A 15,266-nucleotide genomic window follows, 5' to 3' on the forward strand; every position below is an offset into this window, starting at 1 on the left:
ATCCCCGCCGGGCGCGCGGCGCTGGGGCGCGCCCTAGGAAGCCAGCTCCCGCAGCCGCGCCCGGCTGCGCTCGGCCAGCTCCGGATCGTCCAGTTCCTCCGCGAGGGCGACCAGCAGGGTGTGGGCCTGGGCCTCCTTCGGGTACGCCTTCCGCTCACCGGCCCGGCGGACGCACTCGCCCGCGGCGTCGACGGCCAGGTCGAGCTGCCCGAGCGCCCGGTGGGCCCGGGCGCGCACCAGCGGCAGCTTCATCAGCATGTCGTGGTCGTCGGTGTCCGAAGCCCGGGCGGCAGCCTCCGTCAGCACGGCCAGCGCCTCGTCCGGCCGCCCGTCGGCGATCAGCGCCTGCGCCAGGTTGTAGCTCTGCACGATCTCGCCGTGGGCATCGCCCCGGTTCTCCGCCAGGGCCAGCGTGAACCGTTCCACCGCCTCGCCCGGACGGCCGTCGGCCAGGCACAGCAGGCCGTCCGTCTCGTACAGCACGCCCACCACCCGGCGCTCGGCCACCAGCGGCAGCTGCTCCGCGGCGAGCGCCAACTGCTCGGCGGCCTGCCCGTACTCCTTGCGCTCGTAGTGGGCGCGGGCGAGCTGGTTGCGCATCCGGACCACCGCGCCCGGCTGGTTGTCCCAGTGGGCCGACTCGACGCCCAGCCGATGGGTGGCGATCCAGTCCTGGTAGAGCTTGCGGCTGTGGTAGAGCGGCCACAGCGATTCGCAGAGCCGCCACACCTCGCCGTGCCACCGCTGCTCGGCCGCCGCCTCCACCACCGCGCGCAGATTGGCCCGTTCGGCGTGCAGCCACTCCAGGGCCGCCGCCCCGGAGCCGAAGCCGGGCAGTCCCTCACCTCCGGGCTCCTGCAGCCGAAGCCGCGCCCCCATCGCCCGGTCCGCCAGCGAGCAGCGGCCCCGGTAGTAGGCCACCACCCGGGCCAGCAGGTCGACCCGGCCGGGGAGTTCGCGGGTCCGGCCGTAGGCGTGCAGCCGCACCACGTCATGGGCCCGGAAGCGGTCCTCGGCGTCGGCGTCGAGCACCTCGTCCACCAGGTGCACGGCACGCAGTTCGGTCAGCGCCCGCGCGGCCTGCTCGACGCCCGCCGCGCGGGCCAGTTCGGCCGACACGAAGGGGCCCGGGTGCACACCGATCAGCCGGTAGAGCGCCCGGCCCTGCGGCGACAGCCGCTCGTACACCGCGTCGTAGGTCGGGCCGAGGCCATTCTCCTCGTCCTCCAGCACGGCCAACCTGCCCTCCCGGTCGCGCAGTTCGGCCACCACCCGGCCGACCGGCAGGTGCTCCCGGTCCAGCAGCTGGCTCCCGACCGCGTTCAGCGTGAGCGGCAGCCCGCCACACTCCTCGACCAGCTCCGCCAACTCCGCCTCGGTGCCCCGCCCGACGCCCAGCCACCCGCGCACCAGCTCGGCGCCGGCGGCCGCGCTCAGCGGCCCGAGCTGCCGCACCTCGGCGCCGTCCATCCGCAACGCGGGCAGCCGGCGCCGGCTCGCGACCACCACCAGCCCGCTGGACGGGAGCAGCGCCCGGACTTCGGCGGCGTGCTCGACGTTGTCCAGGAAGAACAGGCAGCGGCGTTCGGCGGTGACCGTACGGAACTCGGTGAACCGCTCGGCCTCCGCTGCCGGGGGTTCGGAGCCGAGCGCGCGCAGGAAGCCGGCCAGCAGGTCCGGCAGGTCCACCCCGCTCTGGTGCCGGTAGGCCAGCAGGTCCGCGTAGAGGTCCCCGTCCGGGAAGCTCGTCCGGTGCTCCTCGGTGAACTTGGCGATCAGCTCGGTCTTCCCGACCCCGCCGAGTCCGGTGAACACCACGATCCCGAGCCCGCCGGCCTCGACCCGGCCCAACGCCTCGGTCAGCGCGGCGAGTTCCGGCTCGCGGTTGACGAAGGGGCCGTGCGGCGGCCGGACCTGACGGGGCCTGGGCACGGACGCCGGCTGGTGGAGGTGCAACGAGCCGATGCTGCCCGCCTGGACCACGTGGCCGCCCACCGTGGCGCCTGACACGGTGTTCGCCACCTCGCGCGGATCCATCCGCCTGCTCCCTCCGGCCGGTCGGGCCCCAGCCTACGGGCTGGGCACCCGCCCGGTGGGCGGATCAACCGCTCAGGCCGCCTGGCAGGTCGGGCACCAGAACAGGTTGCGGGCCGCGTGCGCCTCCGTCCGCACCTCCGTGCCGCAGACCAGGCAGGGCATCGCGGCACGGCGGTAGACGTACACCTCGCCGCCGTGGTCGTCCACCCGGGGCGGGCGGCCCATCGCCTCCGGGGTGTGCTCGGGGCGGACGGTGTCGATCCGGCCGGCCGCGACGCCTTCGTGCATCAGGGCGACCAGGTCGGCCCAGATCGCGTCCCACTCGCGGCGGGTGAGGTCGCGGCCGGCCCGGTGCGGGTCGATGTGGTGGCGGAACAGCACCTCGGCGCGGTACACGTTGCCGACCCCGGCCAGCACCTTCTGGTCCATCAGCAGCGCGGCGACGGTCGTGCGGCTGCCCGATATCCGGCGCCAGGCGGCCTCCGGGTCGGCGTCGGCGCGCAGCGGGTCAGGGCCGAGCCGGGCGGCGACGGCGGCCTTCTCGGCGTCGGTGACCAGCGCACAGGTGGTGGGACCGCGCAGGTCGGCGTAGCCGTCGTCGTTGGCCAGCCGCAGCCGGACCAGGCCGACGGGCTCGGGCGCGGGGCCGGTGCCGAAGGTGAAGCCGCCGTAGAGGCCGAGGTGGACGTGCACCCAGGCGCCCTCCTCGAAGCCGAGGAAGAGGTGCTTGCCGGTGGCCTCCGCGCCGGTGAGCAGCTGCCCGTCGATGGCCTTGGCCTCGTCGGCGAAGCGGCCCTGCGGGCTGGAGACCCGCACCGGGCGGTCGCCGAAGGCCGTACGGTTCTGACCGGCGAGGCGGTGGATGATGTGGCCTTCCGGCACGGGTTCAGCTCCCCGGGTGGTTTCGGCGGGACGGCTCCATCATCGCAGCCGCCGACGACACCCCGGTTCAGCGGACCGGCATGCCCATCAGCCGGGCCATGATGACGCGGTCCAACTCGGCGGCCGTGCCGGCCACGTCCAGGTACGAGTTGTCGATGATCGGCAGCCCGGAGTTGTACCAGCCGGCCATCCGCCCGTGGATGCGCGCCACCTCCTCGTCACCGAGCCGCCGGGTGCCGCCGCGGCGGGCGTTGCGGCGCAGCACCGAGTCCAGGCTGGGCAGCAGCACGACCGGGATCATGCCGGGGCCGATGTGGCGCTTCCAGCCGCCGAGGCCGATCGCCGGGCGGTCCGGGAAGACGGCGTCGTCGATGATGCAGGAGATGCCGTTGGCCAGGTAGTTGCGGCAGGCGAACCCGCAGGTGCGGCGGGCCAGCCGGTACTGGGCCTCGGAGGCGTTGTTCCAGCCGGCCTGCGGGTTGGCGAAGCCGGACTGCACCCACTCGCGGACGTCGTCCAGGCTGATGTGCGCCGTCGGGGTGGCCCGGCGCTCGGCCCAGTACCGGGCCACGGTGGTCTTGCCCGCCCCGGCCGGGCCGATCAGCAGGACGGCGATGGGACCGGCGGGCGCGTGCCGCTGCGGCGGGTGGGCGGGGAGCTGGACGGGCGTGCCGGCGGGCAGCACGAAGTGCCCGGTGCCGCCGGCCGGGACGGGCGCGCTGGGCGCGGGCGGCGCCGCCTGAACAGGAGCCTGAACCGGAGCCGGAGCAGGAGCCGCAGCGGGCGCGGGCGCCGCAGCCGGGGTCCGAGCCGCAGCGGGCGCGGGCACGGGCGCGACCGGAGGCGGCGGCACCGGCGCGACGGCGGGAACCGGCGCCCCCGGAGGAGCCACCCCCGCACCGCCCCCCGGCGGCACCGGCGGAGCGACGGGACGCGGCGGGACCTGCCCACCTCCGGCGTACTGCGTCATGGCACCTCCCGACACCTCTCAGCGGGGACACTACACGGCGGCCCGGCGGCGGGCCCAGTCCACCGCCGGGCCGCTGAGCAGCCGTCAGAGCCGCTGACCGGCGATCCGAGCCGTCACCGCGAGGTGAGCTGCTCCGCCAGCGCCCGCAGCGCCAGCTCGTACGAACCGATCCCGAAACCCGCGATGGTGCCGGAGGCCACCGCCGCGATCACCGAGGTGTGCCGGAAGGTCTCCCGCGCGTACGGATTGGAGATGTGCACCTCGATCAGCGGCGCGGTGCGCTGCGCCGCGGCGTCCCGCATCGCGTACGAGTAGTGGGTGAACGCGCCCGGGTTGATCACCACCGGCACCTGCCCGTCGGCCGCCTCGTGCAGCCATTCCACCATCTGCTGCTCGGAGTTGGTCTCGTGGACCTCGACCTCGAAGCCGAACTCCCTGCCCAGTGCGGTACAGCGCTCGACCAGCCCGGTGTACGAGGTGGCGCCGTAGACGTCCGGCTCGCGGCTGCCCAGTCGGCCGAGGTTGGGGCCGTTGAGCACCATCACCCTGGTCACGCCGAGACCTCCGCGTAGGCGGCGACCAGCAGGGACGGGTCGGGGCCCTCCAGGACGGAGGTCTTGCCGAGGCCGTCCAGGACGATGAAGCGGATCAGGTCGCCGCGCGACTTCTTGTCGATCTTCATCGCGTCCAGCAGCTTGGGCCAGGCGTCCGCCCGGTAGCTCAGCGGCAGGCCGACCGAGGCCAGTACGGTGCGGTGGCGGTCCGCCGTCTCGTCGTCCAACCGGCCCGCCAGGCGGCCGAGTTCGGCGGCGTAGACCATGCCGATGGAGATCGCCGCGCCGTGCCGCCACTTGTAGCGCTCGTTGCGCTCGATGGCGTGGCCGAGGGTGTGGCCGTAGTTGAGGATCTCGCGCCGGCCGGACTCCTTGAGGTCCCCGGAGACGACGTCGGCCTTGACCTGGATGGCCCGGCGGATCAGCTCGACGGTGTGCGGGCCGGCCGGCGTCTTGGCGCCCTCGGGGTCGGCCTCGATCAGGTCGAGGATGGCCGGGTCGGCGATGAAGCCGCACTTGATGACCTCGGCGAGGCCGGAGACGTAGTCGTGCTTGGGCACGGTCTCCAGGGTGCCGAGGTCGGCCAGCACGCCCACCGGCGGGTGGAAGGCGCCGACCATGTTCTTGCCCTCGGCGATGTTGATGCCGGTCTTGCCGCCGACGGCCGCGTCGACCATGCCGAGCAGCGTGGTGGGCATGGAGATCCAGCGCACCCCGCGCAGCCAGGTGGCCGCGACGAAACCGGCCAGGTCGGTGGTGGCGCCGCCGCCGAGGCCGACGACGACGTCGCTGCGGGTGAAGCCGGTCTGTCCGAGCACCGACCAGCAGTACGCGGCGACCTCGACGCTCTTGGCCTCCTCGGCGTTCGGCACCTGGAGCCCGATCGCCTCGTACCCCTCGCCGGCCAGGTCCTCGCGGATGGCGTCGGCGGTGGCGGCCAGCGCCTCCGGGTGGATGATCGCGACCCGCTTGGCCCGCGTCCCGATCAGCGGCGCCAGTTCACCGAGCAGCTGGTGCCCGATCAGCACGTCGTACGGGTCGTGGCCGGCGCTGCCGCCGACGTGAATCCTGACGGTGGTGTCAGTCATGGGGGGTCTTCAGCTCCAGTGCTTCCAGTACGGCGTCCGCGACCTGCTCGGGGGTGCGGTCGGCGGTGTCGACGACGGCGGTGGCCACCTCCAGGTAGAGGGGGCGGCGGGCCTCCATCAGCTCGCGCCAGCGGGCCCGCGGGTTGACGGCCAGCAGCGGGCGCGGGGCGTCCAGGCCGACCCGCTTGACGGCGTCGCCCAGCGGGACCTCCAGGAAGACCACCGGCAGCTCGCGCAGCAGCTCGCGGGTGGCCGCGGCCAGCACGGCGCCGCCGCCGAGTGCCAGCACTCCGCCGTGTTCCCCGGCGGCCGCGCGCACGGCGCGGACCTCCAGCTCGCGGAAGTGCGGCTCGCCCTCGTCGATGAAGATCTCCGGGATGGGCTTGCCGGCCAGCGCCTCGATGTCGGCGTCGGTGTCCCGGAAGCCGACGCCCAGGCGCTCGGCCAGGGCCCGCCCGACGGTGGACTTGCCACTGCCGGGCGGGCCGACCAGCACGATGACCGGAGAAGTCATCGGATGATCAGGTTGTCGAGGTAGCCCTGCACATTGCGACGGGTCTCCGAGACGTTGTCGCCACCGAACTTCTCGTTCACCGCGTCGGCCAGCACCAGCGCGACCATCGCCTCGGCGACGATCCCGGCCGCCGGCACCGCGCAGACGTCCGAACGCTGGTGGTGCGCCTTGGCCGGCTCGCCGGTGCGCACGTCCAGGGTCTGCAGCGCCCGCGGCACGGTCGCGATCGGCTTCATCGCGGCGCGCACCCGCAGTACCTCGCCGGTGGACAGCCCGCCCTCGGTGCCGCCGGAGCGGCCGGAGGTGCGCTTGACGCCCTCGGTGGTCGGGACGATCTCGTCGTGCGCCTTCGATCCGGGCACCCGGGCCAGCTCGAAGCCGTCGCCGACCTCGACACCCTTGATCGCCTGGATGCCCATCAGCGCGGCGGCCAGCCGGGCGTCCAGCCGGCGGTCCCAGTGCACGTGCGAGCCGAGGCCCACCGGCACGCCGTACGCGAGCACCTCGACCACGCCGCCGAGGGTGTCGCCGTCCTTGTGGGCCTGGTCGATCTCGGCCACCATCGCCTTCGAGGCGTCCGCGTCCAGGCAGCGGACCGGGTCGGCGTCCAGCCGGGCCTCGTCCGCGGGCAGCGGCAGCACGCCGGCCGGCGCCTTGGCGGCGGCCAGCTCGACCACGTGGCTGACGATCTCGATCCCGGCCACCTCGCGCAGGTACGCCCGGGCGACGGCGCCCAGCGCGACCCGGGCGGCCGTCTCCCGGGCGCTGGCGCGCTCCAGGATCGGCCGGGCCTCGTCGATCGAGTACTTCTGCATGCCGGCCAGGTCGGCGTGGCCGGGCCGGGGGCGGGTCAGCGCCTCGTTGCGCGCCAGGCCCGCCAGCACCTCGGGGTCGACCGGGTCGGCCGACATGACCTGCTCCCACTTCGGCCACTCGGTGTTGCCGACCATGATCGCGACCGGGCTGCCCATGGTCAGGCCGTGCCGGACACCACCGAGGAAGGTCACCTCGTCCTGCTCGAACTTCATCCGGGCCCCGCGGCCGTAACCGAGCCGACGGCGCGCCAGCGCGTCGGCCACCACGTCGGTGGTGACCGGTACACCGGCGGGCAGGCCTTCCAGCGTCGCGACGAGTGCGGGGCCGTGCGACTCCCCCGCCGTCAGCCAGCGCAACGTACCCAACGGAGCTCCTTCATCAGCGGGCCGGCCCACGGCACCGCCGCGGCCCGCCCGAGCGTGCCTTCCGTCCGAATCCTTTCATGACCCGGCGGCACCCGGTGGCACAGTCCGCGTGACGGACGACAACCGGTCACACGGCGAAACGACCGGGCCCGAGCCGACGGGCTCAGCGCCCGGCCAGTGCCCGTTCCCCGGCCGCGCGCATCGCCGCGAGCGGCCCGGGGGTGCGCCCGGTGAAGGCCTCGCTCTGCAGCACCGCCTGGTGGACCAGCAGGTCCAGCCCGCCCAGGACGGTCGCCCCACGCTCGGCGCAGGCGGCCGCCAGCGCGGTCGGCCACGGGTGGTACAGCACGTCGAACAGGGCGCCCGGGGCCGCCGGCAGCGCGCCGGCGAAGGCGTCGGTCGCCCCGACCGGCGTGGTGGAGACGGTCAGCGGCCGCTCCAGCGCCTCGGCGCCGCGCTCCCAGTCGGCGGTGCGCACGGGCACGCCGAGCCGCTCGCCCAGTTCGGCCATCTCCCGGGCCCGCTCGGCGCTGCGCACGTAGACCGTCACCTCGCCGGTGCAGATCTGGGCGAGCGCCGCCAGCGCCGAGGACGCGGTGGCCCCGGCGCCCAGGACGGCGGCGGCGGACACCTCACCGATGCCGCGCTCGCGCAGGGCGTTGACCAGCCCGGGGACGTCGGTGTTGTCCCCGGTGCGCCGCCCGTCGGCGGTGAACACCACGGTGTTGACCGCGTCCACCGCGCGGGCCGCCCCGCTGACCTCGTCCAGCAGCGGGATGACCGCCCGCTTCAGCGGCATGGTCAGCGACAGCCCCGCCCACTCGGCCTCGTCCAGTCCGGCGAGGAAGCCGGGCAGGCCGGCCTCGTCGACCTCGAAGCGGTCGTAGCGCCAGCCGTCCAGCCCGAGCGCCGCGAAGGCGGCCCGGTGCAGGTCCGGCGAGAGCGAGTGGGCGATCGGCGAGCCGAGGACGGCCGCCCGGTGCTTGCTGGTCAACGCTGCCTCTCCGTGAACGACGTTTCGGTGACGGCTACTTGGTGGTGCAGTGCAGGCCGACCTTGTCGAAGCCCTGGCCCGCCGCCTTGCAGTACGCCTCGACGTTGGCCGCGTGCTCCTTGTCCGTCTCGGCGAAGAGGGTCTTGGTCGGGGACATCGCGATGAAGTACAGCCACTTGCCGTCCGCCGGGTTGAGCACCGCGTTGAGCGCCTCGTCGCCGGGGTTGGAGATAGGCGTCGGCGGCAGGCCCGGGTTGATGTAGGTGTTGTACTTGTTGGACCCGTCGTTGATGTCCTTCGACGTGAGTTCCTTGCGGCCCAGCGAGTACTGCAGCGTGGTGTCCATGCCGAGGGTGTGGCGCACGGCATCGCTCGCCAGACGGTTCTGGATGGTCCTGGCCATCTTGGCGAAGTCGTCCGGGTTGTTGCCCTCGCGCTGCAGGATGCTCGCCTCGATGAGCACCTCGTAGCCGTTCTTGAGGCCTGCCTTGGAGGCCTGGCCGTCCAGGTTCGCGTACTTGTCGGTGGCGTTCTTCACCATCTGCTTGAGCAGGTCCTCGGGCTTCATGCCGTCGGCGATGTTGTAGCGGGTCGGCCAGAGGAAGCCCTCGATGTTGCCGTTCGCGTACGCCGGCAGCCCGAGGTCGTTGACCTGGGCCTTGGCGATGCCCGCCGTGGTGCCCTTCTGCAGCTTCAGCTTGGTGTCGATGATGGCGTAGATCTCGGAGGAGCTCTTGCCCTCCGGGAACACGATCGCCGCGCCGCCCGCCTGGTCGAGCAGTTCCTTGACCGCGGCCGCGGCCGGCATCTCCTTCTTCAAGGTGTAGAAGCCGTACTGGATCGTGCCGCACTTCGGCTCGGCGTCGCAGGCCTTGGTGAAGGCGTCGACGCTCTTGACCACACCCGCAGCCTTCAACGTGGCGCCGATCTGACCGCCGACCGCGCCCTGCTTGACCTCGACCTGGACGGAGCCGGTGCCCTCACCGGTGAAGTCCGGCGGCGGACCGAAGTGGTCCTTGTAGAAGCCGTAGCCCCACCAGCCCGCACCGCCGAGCAGGCCGAACAGCACCAGAGCGACGACCAGGCAGGCGCCGCTGTTGCGACGGCCCGCCTTCTTGCCGCTCTCCTTGCGCTTCTTCTTGGCCTCGCGGGAGTCGTCCTGCTTCCCGAGGAAGCCGCTCTCCTCGGCCTCGGCGTGCTCGTCGAGGTAGACGTCGTCGCCGTGCCGCTCGGCCTCGTGGTGGCCGTCCCACTCCTCGGCCTCGGGCTCCCGCGCCCCGCCGACCGGGCCGGCGCCCGCCTCCAGCGCGGCGGCCTCGGCCTCCCAGTCGATCCCGTCCGGGCCGGGCCCGGCGGGCGCGGGCGCCGCGGCCTGCTGCTGAACCTGCTGGGGAGCGGCCCGCTGCTGCACGGGCTGCTGCTGGACCTGCTGCTGCACCGGCATCTGCTGCTGGGGCATCTGCTGGTGGGGATAGCCCTGCTGCGGCATCCCCTGCTGCATCGGCATCTGCTGCTGGGGGCCCCCCATCTGCTGGAGGTGGCCCTGCTGGGCCATGCCGTGCTGCTGGTACCCCTGGTCGAAGCCCTGGTCGAACCCCTGCTGGGGCATCTGCTGCTGCGGATAGCCCTGCTGCTGGTACCCCTCCGGGTATTGCTGCTGCATGCCCGGCTGCATCTGCATCTGCTGCTGCGCGTACCCCTGCTGTACGTCCCCGTACGGCTGCTGGCCCTGCTGGCCCTGCTGCGGGTACTGCTGCTGCCACTGGCCGTCCTGCTGGCCGGGGACCGGCTGCTGGCCGCCGTACCCGGGATCACCGGGGTGCCACGGCTCGCCCTGGGGGCCGTAGCCCCCACCCAGATCGGTCATTGATCCCCTTAACCGACGGTGACGACCGGAGGATCGGACCGGCCGTCCGGGACGACGCAGTCCCGGCTGATTCTCGAACCGGCGTGCTAGCGCAGCGCCTGGGAGGAGACGTTACCGTACCGCAGCCGTACCCCCGCCCGGGCGGACGCACTGTCAGTGAGCGACCTCACGCTCGGCGTACGGGGCTGTCACGGTGCGGTCGCCCCCGGGGCCGGGGGTGTCTCGGTGGCCGTGCCGGAGGCCGGGGTGCTCGGCTTGGCGGCCCGGGCGGCGTTGAACTCCGCGACGTTCTTCTGCTGCACGTCGAAGCTGTCGGTGAAGCGGGTGTCGCCCGGCTTCACGGTCACGAAGTACACCCAGTCCCCGGGCGTCGGGTCCAGGGCCGCCATGATCGCCTGCCGTCCGGGATTGGAGATCGGCGACGGCGGGAGCCCCGGGTGCAGGTAGGTGTTGTAGGGGGAGTCCAGCTTGGTGTCGGTGACCGTGGTGTTCAGGGTCGAGCGGCCGAGCGCGTAGTTGATGGTGGAGTCGAGCTGCAACGGCATGCCCTTCGCCAGCCGGTTGTAGATGACCCGGGCCACCTTGCCCATGTCCTCGGTGTTGTCGGCCTCGCCCTGGACCATGCTGGCGACGGTGACCAGTCCGTAGAGGCTCTGCCCGAGGTTCTGCGCGACGACGTTGGCGTCGTCCCGGCTGAACTCCTTCCCCGCTCGATCGACCATCTGCTTGAGCAGCTCCAGCGCGGTGGTCCCGTCGGTGACGGCGTAGGTCGCCGGGAAGAGGTAGCCCTCCGGGCTGCCGTTGGCGAAGTCCGGCAGGCCGAGCTCGGCGCTCTGCTCCTTGGCGGCCTTCTGGGTGGTGCCCTCGGGCAGGTTCAGCTTCTTGTCGATCGCCGCGTAGATCTGGTAGCCGCGCCAACCCTCGGGAATGGTCAGGCCGTTGGCGTTGGCCGGGTCGATCAGGATGGAGAGCGCGGCGGCGGCCGACATCTTCTGCTTCAGCGTGTACGTCCCGGGCTGGATCCGCCCCGCGGCCGCCGCGCTCCCCTTCGCCGCCCGGGTGAAGGCGAGCGAGCTGGCCACCACCCCGTTGCGGACCAGCGCGGAGGCGATCTGGGACAGGCCCGCCCCTTCCGGCACCGACACCTGGACGCTGCCGTTGCCCTGCCCCGTGTAGTCGGCGGCGGCCGAGGGCTTGCGCTGCTGCTGGAGCCAGGTGTAGCCGGTGAGCCCGATCCCGCCGAAGACCGCGATCAGGGCGAGGGCGGTGAGCGCGCAGGCCAGTCCGTTACGCCGTCGGTGCGGATCCGGCGCATCGGAGCGCGGCCGGGGCGCACCCGGAGGACGGCCCTCCGGCTCCAGCACCGGCGCACCCAGGTGCCCCGGGGTGAGACCCGGGTGGAAGTCCTGGTCGATCATGGCTCGCGGTCCCCTCGGCGGTCCCGAATCGCTGAGAATCGTTCCCGGTCGTTTCGGATCGATCCATAGCGACCCGAAACGGACAGGGAAACGAACGAAAGAGGGGTCCGTGCGGACGCGTCCGCACGGACCCCTCTTCGGGACGTTAGATCAGGCCGGTCAGCCGACCGCCTCGACGCTCTCACCGGGCGGGCGTCCGCTCACCCGTTCGGTCTCAAGGGCGCTCTGGAGGATCACCACCGCGGCGGCCTGGTCGACCACCGAGCGGCCCTTCTTCGCCTTGACCCCGGAGGCGCGCAGCCCGTGGGTCGCGGTGACGGTCGTCATCCGCTCGTCCACCAGCCGCACCGGCACCGGGTAGAGCCGGTTGGCCAGCCGCGAGGCGTACGCCCGGACCTTCTCCGCCGCCGGGCCCTCCTTGCCGCTGAGCGACCGCGGCAGCCCGACGACCACCTCGATCGCGTCGTACTCCTCGACGATCGCGGCGATCCTGGCCTGCGACTTCACCCCGGCCGGGACGGTCTCCACCGGAGTGGCGAGCACCCCGTCGGGGTCGCAGGACGCGACCCCGATCCGGGCGTCGCCGACGTCGACGGCGATCCGCCGTCCACGTCGGAACGGGGGCCTCCAGGGCCCCTCCCCGATCTCCATCAGCTGGCGCGCTCCGCGACCAGGCCGCGCACCGCGGCGATGGCCTCGCCGACCGCGGCCGGGTTGGAGCCGCCGCCCTGGGCGACGTCGTCCTTGCCGCCACCGCCGCCGCCGAGGGTCTTGGCGGCGGTGCGGACCAGCTCGCCGGCCTTGATGCCGCGGCCGCGGGCGTCCTCGTTGGTGGCGATCACGGTCAGCGGGCGGTCGTTGGCCACGGTGAACGCGGCGACCACGGCCGGGCGGGCGCCCAGCCGGCCGCGCACGTCCAGGACCAGCTTGCGCAGCTCGTCCGCGCCCACGCCGTCGGCCACCTGCGCGGCGACCACGGCGATGCCGTGCACGTCCTCGGCCGAGTCGGCCAGGCCCGCCGCGGCGGCCAGCACCTTCTCGGCGCGGAAGCGCTCGATCTCCTTCTCGGCGTCCTTGAGCTTGCCGAGCATGCCCGAGATCTTCTCCGGCAGCTCCTCCGGGCGGCCCTTGACCAGCTCGGTGAGCTGGGCCACCACGGTGTGCTCGCGGGCCAGGAACTTGTACGCGTCGACGCCGACCAGCGCCTCCACCCGGCGCACGCCGGAGCCGATCGAGGACTCGCCGAGCAGCTTCACCAGGCCCAGCTGGGCGGTGTTGCCGACGTGGGTGCCACCGCACAGCTCCTTGGAGAAGTCGCCGATGGAGACGACCCGCACCTCGTCGCCGTACTTCTCGCCGAACATCGCGATGGCGCCGGCCTTGCGGGCCTGGTCCATCGTCATGACCTCGGCGGTGACCTCCAGCTCGCGGCCCAGCACGTCGTTGATCTTCTGCTCGACGTCCACCAGCACGCTGCCCGGAACGGCGGCGGGCGAGCCGAAGTCGAAGCGGAAGCGGCCCGGGGCGTTCTCGGAGCCGGCCTGGGCCGCCGTCGGGCCGAGCGCGTCGCGCAGCGCCTGGTGGGTCAGGTGGGTGGCCGAGTGGGCGCGGGCGATCGCCCGGCGGCGGTCGGTGTCGATCGTGGCGTACGCCGAGGCGCCGAGCACGACCTCACCGAACAGCACGCCGCCCGAGTGCACGATGACGCCCGGGACGGGCTGCTGCACGTCGCGGATCTCGACGACCGCGCCGGACTCCAGCCGGATCCGGCCGTGGTCGGCGAGCTGGCCGCCGCCCTCGGCGTAGAACGGGGTGCGGTCGAGGATCAGCTCGACCTCGTCGCCCTCGGAGGCGGCCGGCGCCGGAACGCCGTCCACCAGCAGGCCGACCACGGTGGCCTCGCCCTCGGTCAGGGCGTAGCCGGTGAAGACGCTCGCGCCGGACTTGTCGGCGACCTCGCGGTACGCGGCGACGTCGGCGTGGCCCATCTTCTTGGCCTTGGCGTCCGCCTTGGCACGGTCCCGCTGCTCCTGCATCAGGCGGCGGAAGCCGGCCTCGTCCACCTGGAGGCCCTGCTCCTCGGCCATCTCCAGGGTGAGGTCGATCGGGAAGCCGTAGGTGTCGTGCAGCTTGAACGCCTGGTCGCCGGAGAGCACCGCGCCACCGGACTGCTTGGTCTCGGTCACCGCGGCGTCCAGCAGGCTGGTGCCGGCCTTCAGGGTCTGCAGGAAGGCCACCTCCTCGGCGACGACGACCGTCTCGACGCGCTTGCGGTCGGCCTCCAGCTCCGGGTACTGCGGGGCCATCGCCTTGATCGCGACGTCGATGAGCTCCTTGGCCACCGGCTCGGTGGCACCCAGCAGGCGCATGTTGCGGATGGCACGGCGCAGGATGCGGCGCAGCACGTAGCCGCGGCCCTCGTTGCCGGGGGTGACGCCGTCGCCGACCAGCATCAGCGCGGTGCGGATGTGGTCGGTGACCACGCGCAGCGAGACGTCCGCCTTGTGGTCGGCGCCGTAGGTGTGGCCGGTGAGCTCGGCGGCGCGGTCGAGGATCATCCGGCTGGTGTCGATCTCGAAGAGGTTGTCGACGTCCTGCAGGATGGCGGCGAGGCGCTCCAGGCCGAGACCGGTGTCGATGTTCTTGCTCGGCAGGTCGCCGAGGATCTCGAAGCCGTCCTTGCCGTCGCCGTGGCCGCGCTCGTACTGCATGAAGACCAGGTTCCAGATCTCCAGGTAGCGCTCGCCGTTGACCGCCGGGCCGCCCTCCTCGCCGTACGCGGGGCCGCGGTCGTAGTTGATCTCCGAGCACGGGCCGCACGGGCCGGGCACGCCCATCGACCAGAAGTTGTCCTTCATGCCGAGGCGCTGGATGCGCTCGGACGGCACGCCGATGACGTCACGCCAGATCTGCTCGGCCTCGTCGTCGTCCTTGTAGACGGTGATCCAGAGCTTCTCCTTCTCCAGGCCGTAGCCACCGTCCGCGACGGGAGTGGTGAGCAGCTCCCAGGCGAACTTGATGGCTCCTTCCTTGAAGTAGTCACCGAAGGAGAAGTTGCCGCACATCTGGAAGAAGGAGCCGTGCCGGGTGGTCTTCCCGACCTCCTCGATGTCCAGGGTGCGCACGCACTTCTGGACGCTGGTGGCGCGCGAGAACTGCGGCTTGACCTCGCCCAGGAAGTAGGGCTTGAACGGCACCATGCCGGCGTTGACGAGCAGCAGGGTGGGGTCGTCGGCGACCAGGGACGCCGACGGAACGACGGTGTGGCCGCGCTCCTCGAAGAAGCGCAGCCAGCGGCGGCGGATCTCAGCCGACTCCATTAGTGGTCCTTCCGGTTCGTTCCGCCCCGCGGCAGGGCTCGGCGGGGCGTTTCTTCAATGGTCTGAGGGGTGGTGCGGCCCCCGCCGTCAGGCAGGGCGCGGGCGGGGGGCAGGGCGGCGGCCGGGCGACCGGGCGCCGCCGAGATAGCTCGGTACTGCGGCTCGCCGCGCAGGACACGGCGGGTGCGGTGGCTGCTCCGGGGCTCCGCCACGGCGGTGCCGCGCAGGCCGAGGTCGTCCTTCAGCTGCTCCTCGCGCTCGGCCATGCCGGAGCGCACGTCCTGGGCGAACTGCTTGGCGAGGTCGCCCAGGTGCAGCGCACCGCGCGCGGCGGTGCCGGAGAGGCTGTCCGGGGTGAGCCGCTGCACGGCGCCGTTGGCCTTGTTCACAGCCCACACCGCGGCGCCGGCGCCGACCGCCATCCAGAAGATCCGTGCCATG

Annotated in this window: 14 protein-coding genes; 1 reads left to right on the plus strand and 13 read right to left on the minus strand. The window is 73.0% G+C overall.

The window, feature by feature from the left end:
• Nucleotides 1–33: 33 nt before the first annotated feature.
• The 9 genes from ACZ3YL_RS06885 to mltG (ACZ3YL_RS06925) all read right to left on the minus strand — a co-directional run bounded on the left by ACZ3YL_RS06885 (nt 34) and on the right by mltG (ACZ3YL_RS06925) (nt 9,883).
• On the minus strand, nt 34–2,037 hold the full coding sequence (locus ACZ3YL_RS06885; RefSeq protein ID WP_465655948.1) for an AAA family ATPase: 2,004 nt from the start codon (nt 2,035–2,037) through the stop codon (nt 34–36).
• Nucleotides 2,038–2,109: 72 nt separating this feature from the next.
• The gene (locus tag ACZ3YL_RS06890) at nt 2,110–2,919 is read right to left on the minus strand and encodes an Fpg/Nei family DNA glycosylase (RefSeq protein WP_188309973.1); all 810 of its coding nucleotides are present in this window, start codon (nt 2,917–2,919) and stop codon (nt 2,110–2,112) included.
• 67 nt (nt 2,920–2,986) lie between these two features.
• On the minus strand, nt 2,987–3,889 hold the full coding sequence (locus ACZ3YL_RS06895; protein ID WP_465655950.1) for an AAA family ATPase: 903 nt from the start codon (nt 3,887–3,889) through the stop codon (nt 2,987–2,989).
• A 113-nt stretch (nt 3,890–4,002) separates the two neighbouring features.
• Nucleotides 4,003–4,431, minus strand: coding sequence for a type II 3-dehydroquinate dehydratase (aroQ, locus tag ACZ3YL_RS06900; RefSeq protein WP_188310087.1), 429 nt, complete (start codon nt 4,429–4,431; stop codon nt 4,003–4,005).
• Between the two features lie 8 nt (nt 4,432–4,439).
• Nucleotides 4,440–5,531, minus strand: coding sequence for a 3-dehydroquinate synthase (gene aroB, locus ACZ3YL_RS06905; RefSeq protein WP_465655952.1), 1,092 nt, complete (start codon nt 5,529–5,531; stop codon nt 4,440–4,442).
• Nucleotides 5,524–6,045: a shikimate kinase gene (locus ACZ3YL_RS06910; RefSeq protein ID WP_188310084.1), complete on the minus strand. Its 522-nt coding sequence runs from the start codon at nt 6,043–6,045 to the stop codon at nt 5,524–5,526. Before ACZ3YL_RS06910 ends, aroB begins: the two co-directional genes overlap by 8 nt.
• A complete protein-coding gene (gene aroC, locus ACZ3YL_RS06915) occupies nt 6,042–7,226 on the minus strand; it encodes a chorismate synthase (protein ID WP_188310083.1) in 1,185 nt (394 codons plus the stop codon). The genes ACZ3YL_RS06910 and aroC overlap by 4 nt, the downstream gene beginning before the upstream one ends.
• A gap of 163 nt (nt 7,227–7,389) precedes the next feature.
• On the minus strand, nt 7,390–8,220 hold the full coding sequence (locus ACZ3YL_RS06920) for a shikimate dehydrogenase (protein ID WP_188310082.1): 831 nt from the start codon (nt 8,218–8,220) through the stop codon (nt 7,390–7,392).
• A 34-nt stretch (nt 8,221–8,254) separates the two neighbouring features.
• Nucleotides 8,255–9,883 carry an endolytic transglycosylase MltG gene (mltG, locus tag ACZ3YL_RS06925; protein WP_188310081.1) on the minus strand — a complete coding sequence of 543 codons (1,629 nt, stop codon included), beginning with the start codon at nt 9,881–9,883 and terminating at the stop codon, nt 8,255–8,257.
• Between mltG (ACZ3YL_RS06925) and ACZ3YL_RS06930 the strand changes: the two genes are divergently transcribed.
• The gene (locus ACZ3YL_RS06930) at nt 9,872–10,090 is read left to right on the plus strand and encodes a hypothetical protein (protein WP_465655955.1); all 219 of its coding nucleotides are present in this window, start codon (nt 9,872–9,874) and stop codon (nt 10,088–10,090) included. The two genes, mltG (ACZ3YL_RS06925) and ACZ3YL_RS06930, sit on opposite strands and share 12 nt — an antisense overlap.
• A 185-nt stretch (nt 10,091–10,275) precedes the next feature.
• Here the strand turns inward: ACZ3YL_RS06930 and mltG (ACZ3YL_RS06935) are convergent, their stop codons facing one another.
• The 4 genes from mltG (ACZ3YL_RS06935) to ACZ3YL_RS06950 all read right to left on the minus strand — a co-directional run bounded on the left by mltG (ACZ3YL_RS06935) (nt 10,276) and on the right by ACZ3YL_RS06950 (nt 15,265).
• Nucleotides 10,276–11,505: an endolytic transglycosylase MltG gene (gene mltG, locus ACZ3YL_RS06935; protein WP_188310079.1), complete on the minus strand. Its 1,230-nt coding sequence runs from the start codon at nt 11,503–11,505 to the stop codon at nt 10,276–10,278.
• Nucleotides 11,506–11,664: 159 nt separating this feature from the next.
• On the minus strand, nt 11,665–12,156 hold the full coding sequence (gene ruvX, locus ACZ3YL_RS06940; protein ID WP_188310078.1) for a Holliday junction resolvase RuvX: 492 nt from the start codon (nt 12,154–12,156) through the stop codon (nt 11,665–11,667).
• The gene (gene alaS / locus ACZ3YL_RS06945; protein WP_188310077.1) at nt 12,156–14,825 is read right to left on the minus strand and encodes an alanine--tRNA ligase; all 2,670 of its coding nucleotides are present in this window, start codon (nt 14,823–14,825) and stop codon (nt 12,156–12,158) included. The genes ruvX and alaS overlap by 1 nt, the downstream gene beginning before the upstream one ends.
• Nucleotides 14,825–15,265: a DUF6167 family protein gene (locus tag ACZ3YL_RS06950; RefSeq protein ID WP_465655959.1), complete on the minus strand. Its 441-nt coding sequence runs from the start codon at nt 15,263–15,265 to the stop codon at nt 14,825–14,827. The genes alaS and ACZ3YL_RS06950 overlap by 1 nt, the downstream gene beginning before the upstream one ends.
• Nucleotide 15,266: the final 1 nt, after the last annotated feature.

The sequence above is a fragment of the Kitasatospora sp. NPDC023176 genome (assembly GCF_055560495.1).

Coding starts and splice junctions, on each gene's coding strand:
- ACZ3YL_RS06885 (WP_465655948.1), bottom strand. CDS start 2,037: ATGGATCCGCGCGAGGTGGCGAACACCGTGTCAGGCGCCACGGTGGGC.
- ACZ3YL_RS06895 (WP_465655950.1), bottom strand. CDS start 3,889: ATGACGCAGTACGCCGGAGGTGGGCAGGTCCCGCCGCGTCCCGTCGCT.
- aroQ (WP_188310087.1), bottom strand. CDS start 4,431: ATGGTGCTCAACGGCCCCAACCTCGGCCGACTGGGCAGCCGCGAGCCG.
- aroB (WP_465655952.1), bottom strand. CDS start 5,531: ATGACTGACACCACCGTCAGGATTCACGTCGGCGGCAGCGCCGGCCAC.
- ACZ3YL_RS06910 (WP_188310084.1), bottom strand. CDS start 6,045: ATGACTTCTCCGGTCATCGTGCTGGTCGGCCCGCCCGGCAGTGGCAAG.
- mltG (WP_188310081.1), bottom strand. CDS start 9,883: ATGCAGCAGCAATACCCGGAGGGGTACCAGCAGCAGGGCTATCCGCAG.
- mltG (WP_188310079.1), bottom strand. CDS start 11,505: ATGATCGACCAGGACTTCCACCCGGGTCTCACCCCGGGGCACCTGGGT.
- ruvX (WP_188310078.1), bottom strand. CDS start 12,156: ATGGAGATCGGGGAGGGGCCCTGGAGGCCCCCGTTCCGACGTGGACGG.
- alaS (WP_188310077.1), bottom strand. CDS start 14,825: ATGGAGTCGGCTGAGATCCGCCGCCGCTGGCTGCGCTTCTTCGAGGAG.
- ACZ3YL_RS06950 (WP_465655959.1), bottom strand. CDS start 15,265: ATGGCACGGATCTTCTGGATGGCGGTCGGCGCCGGCGCCGCGGTGTGG.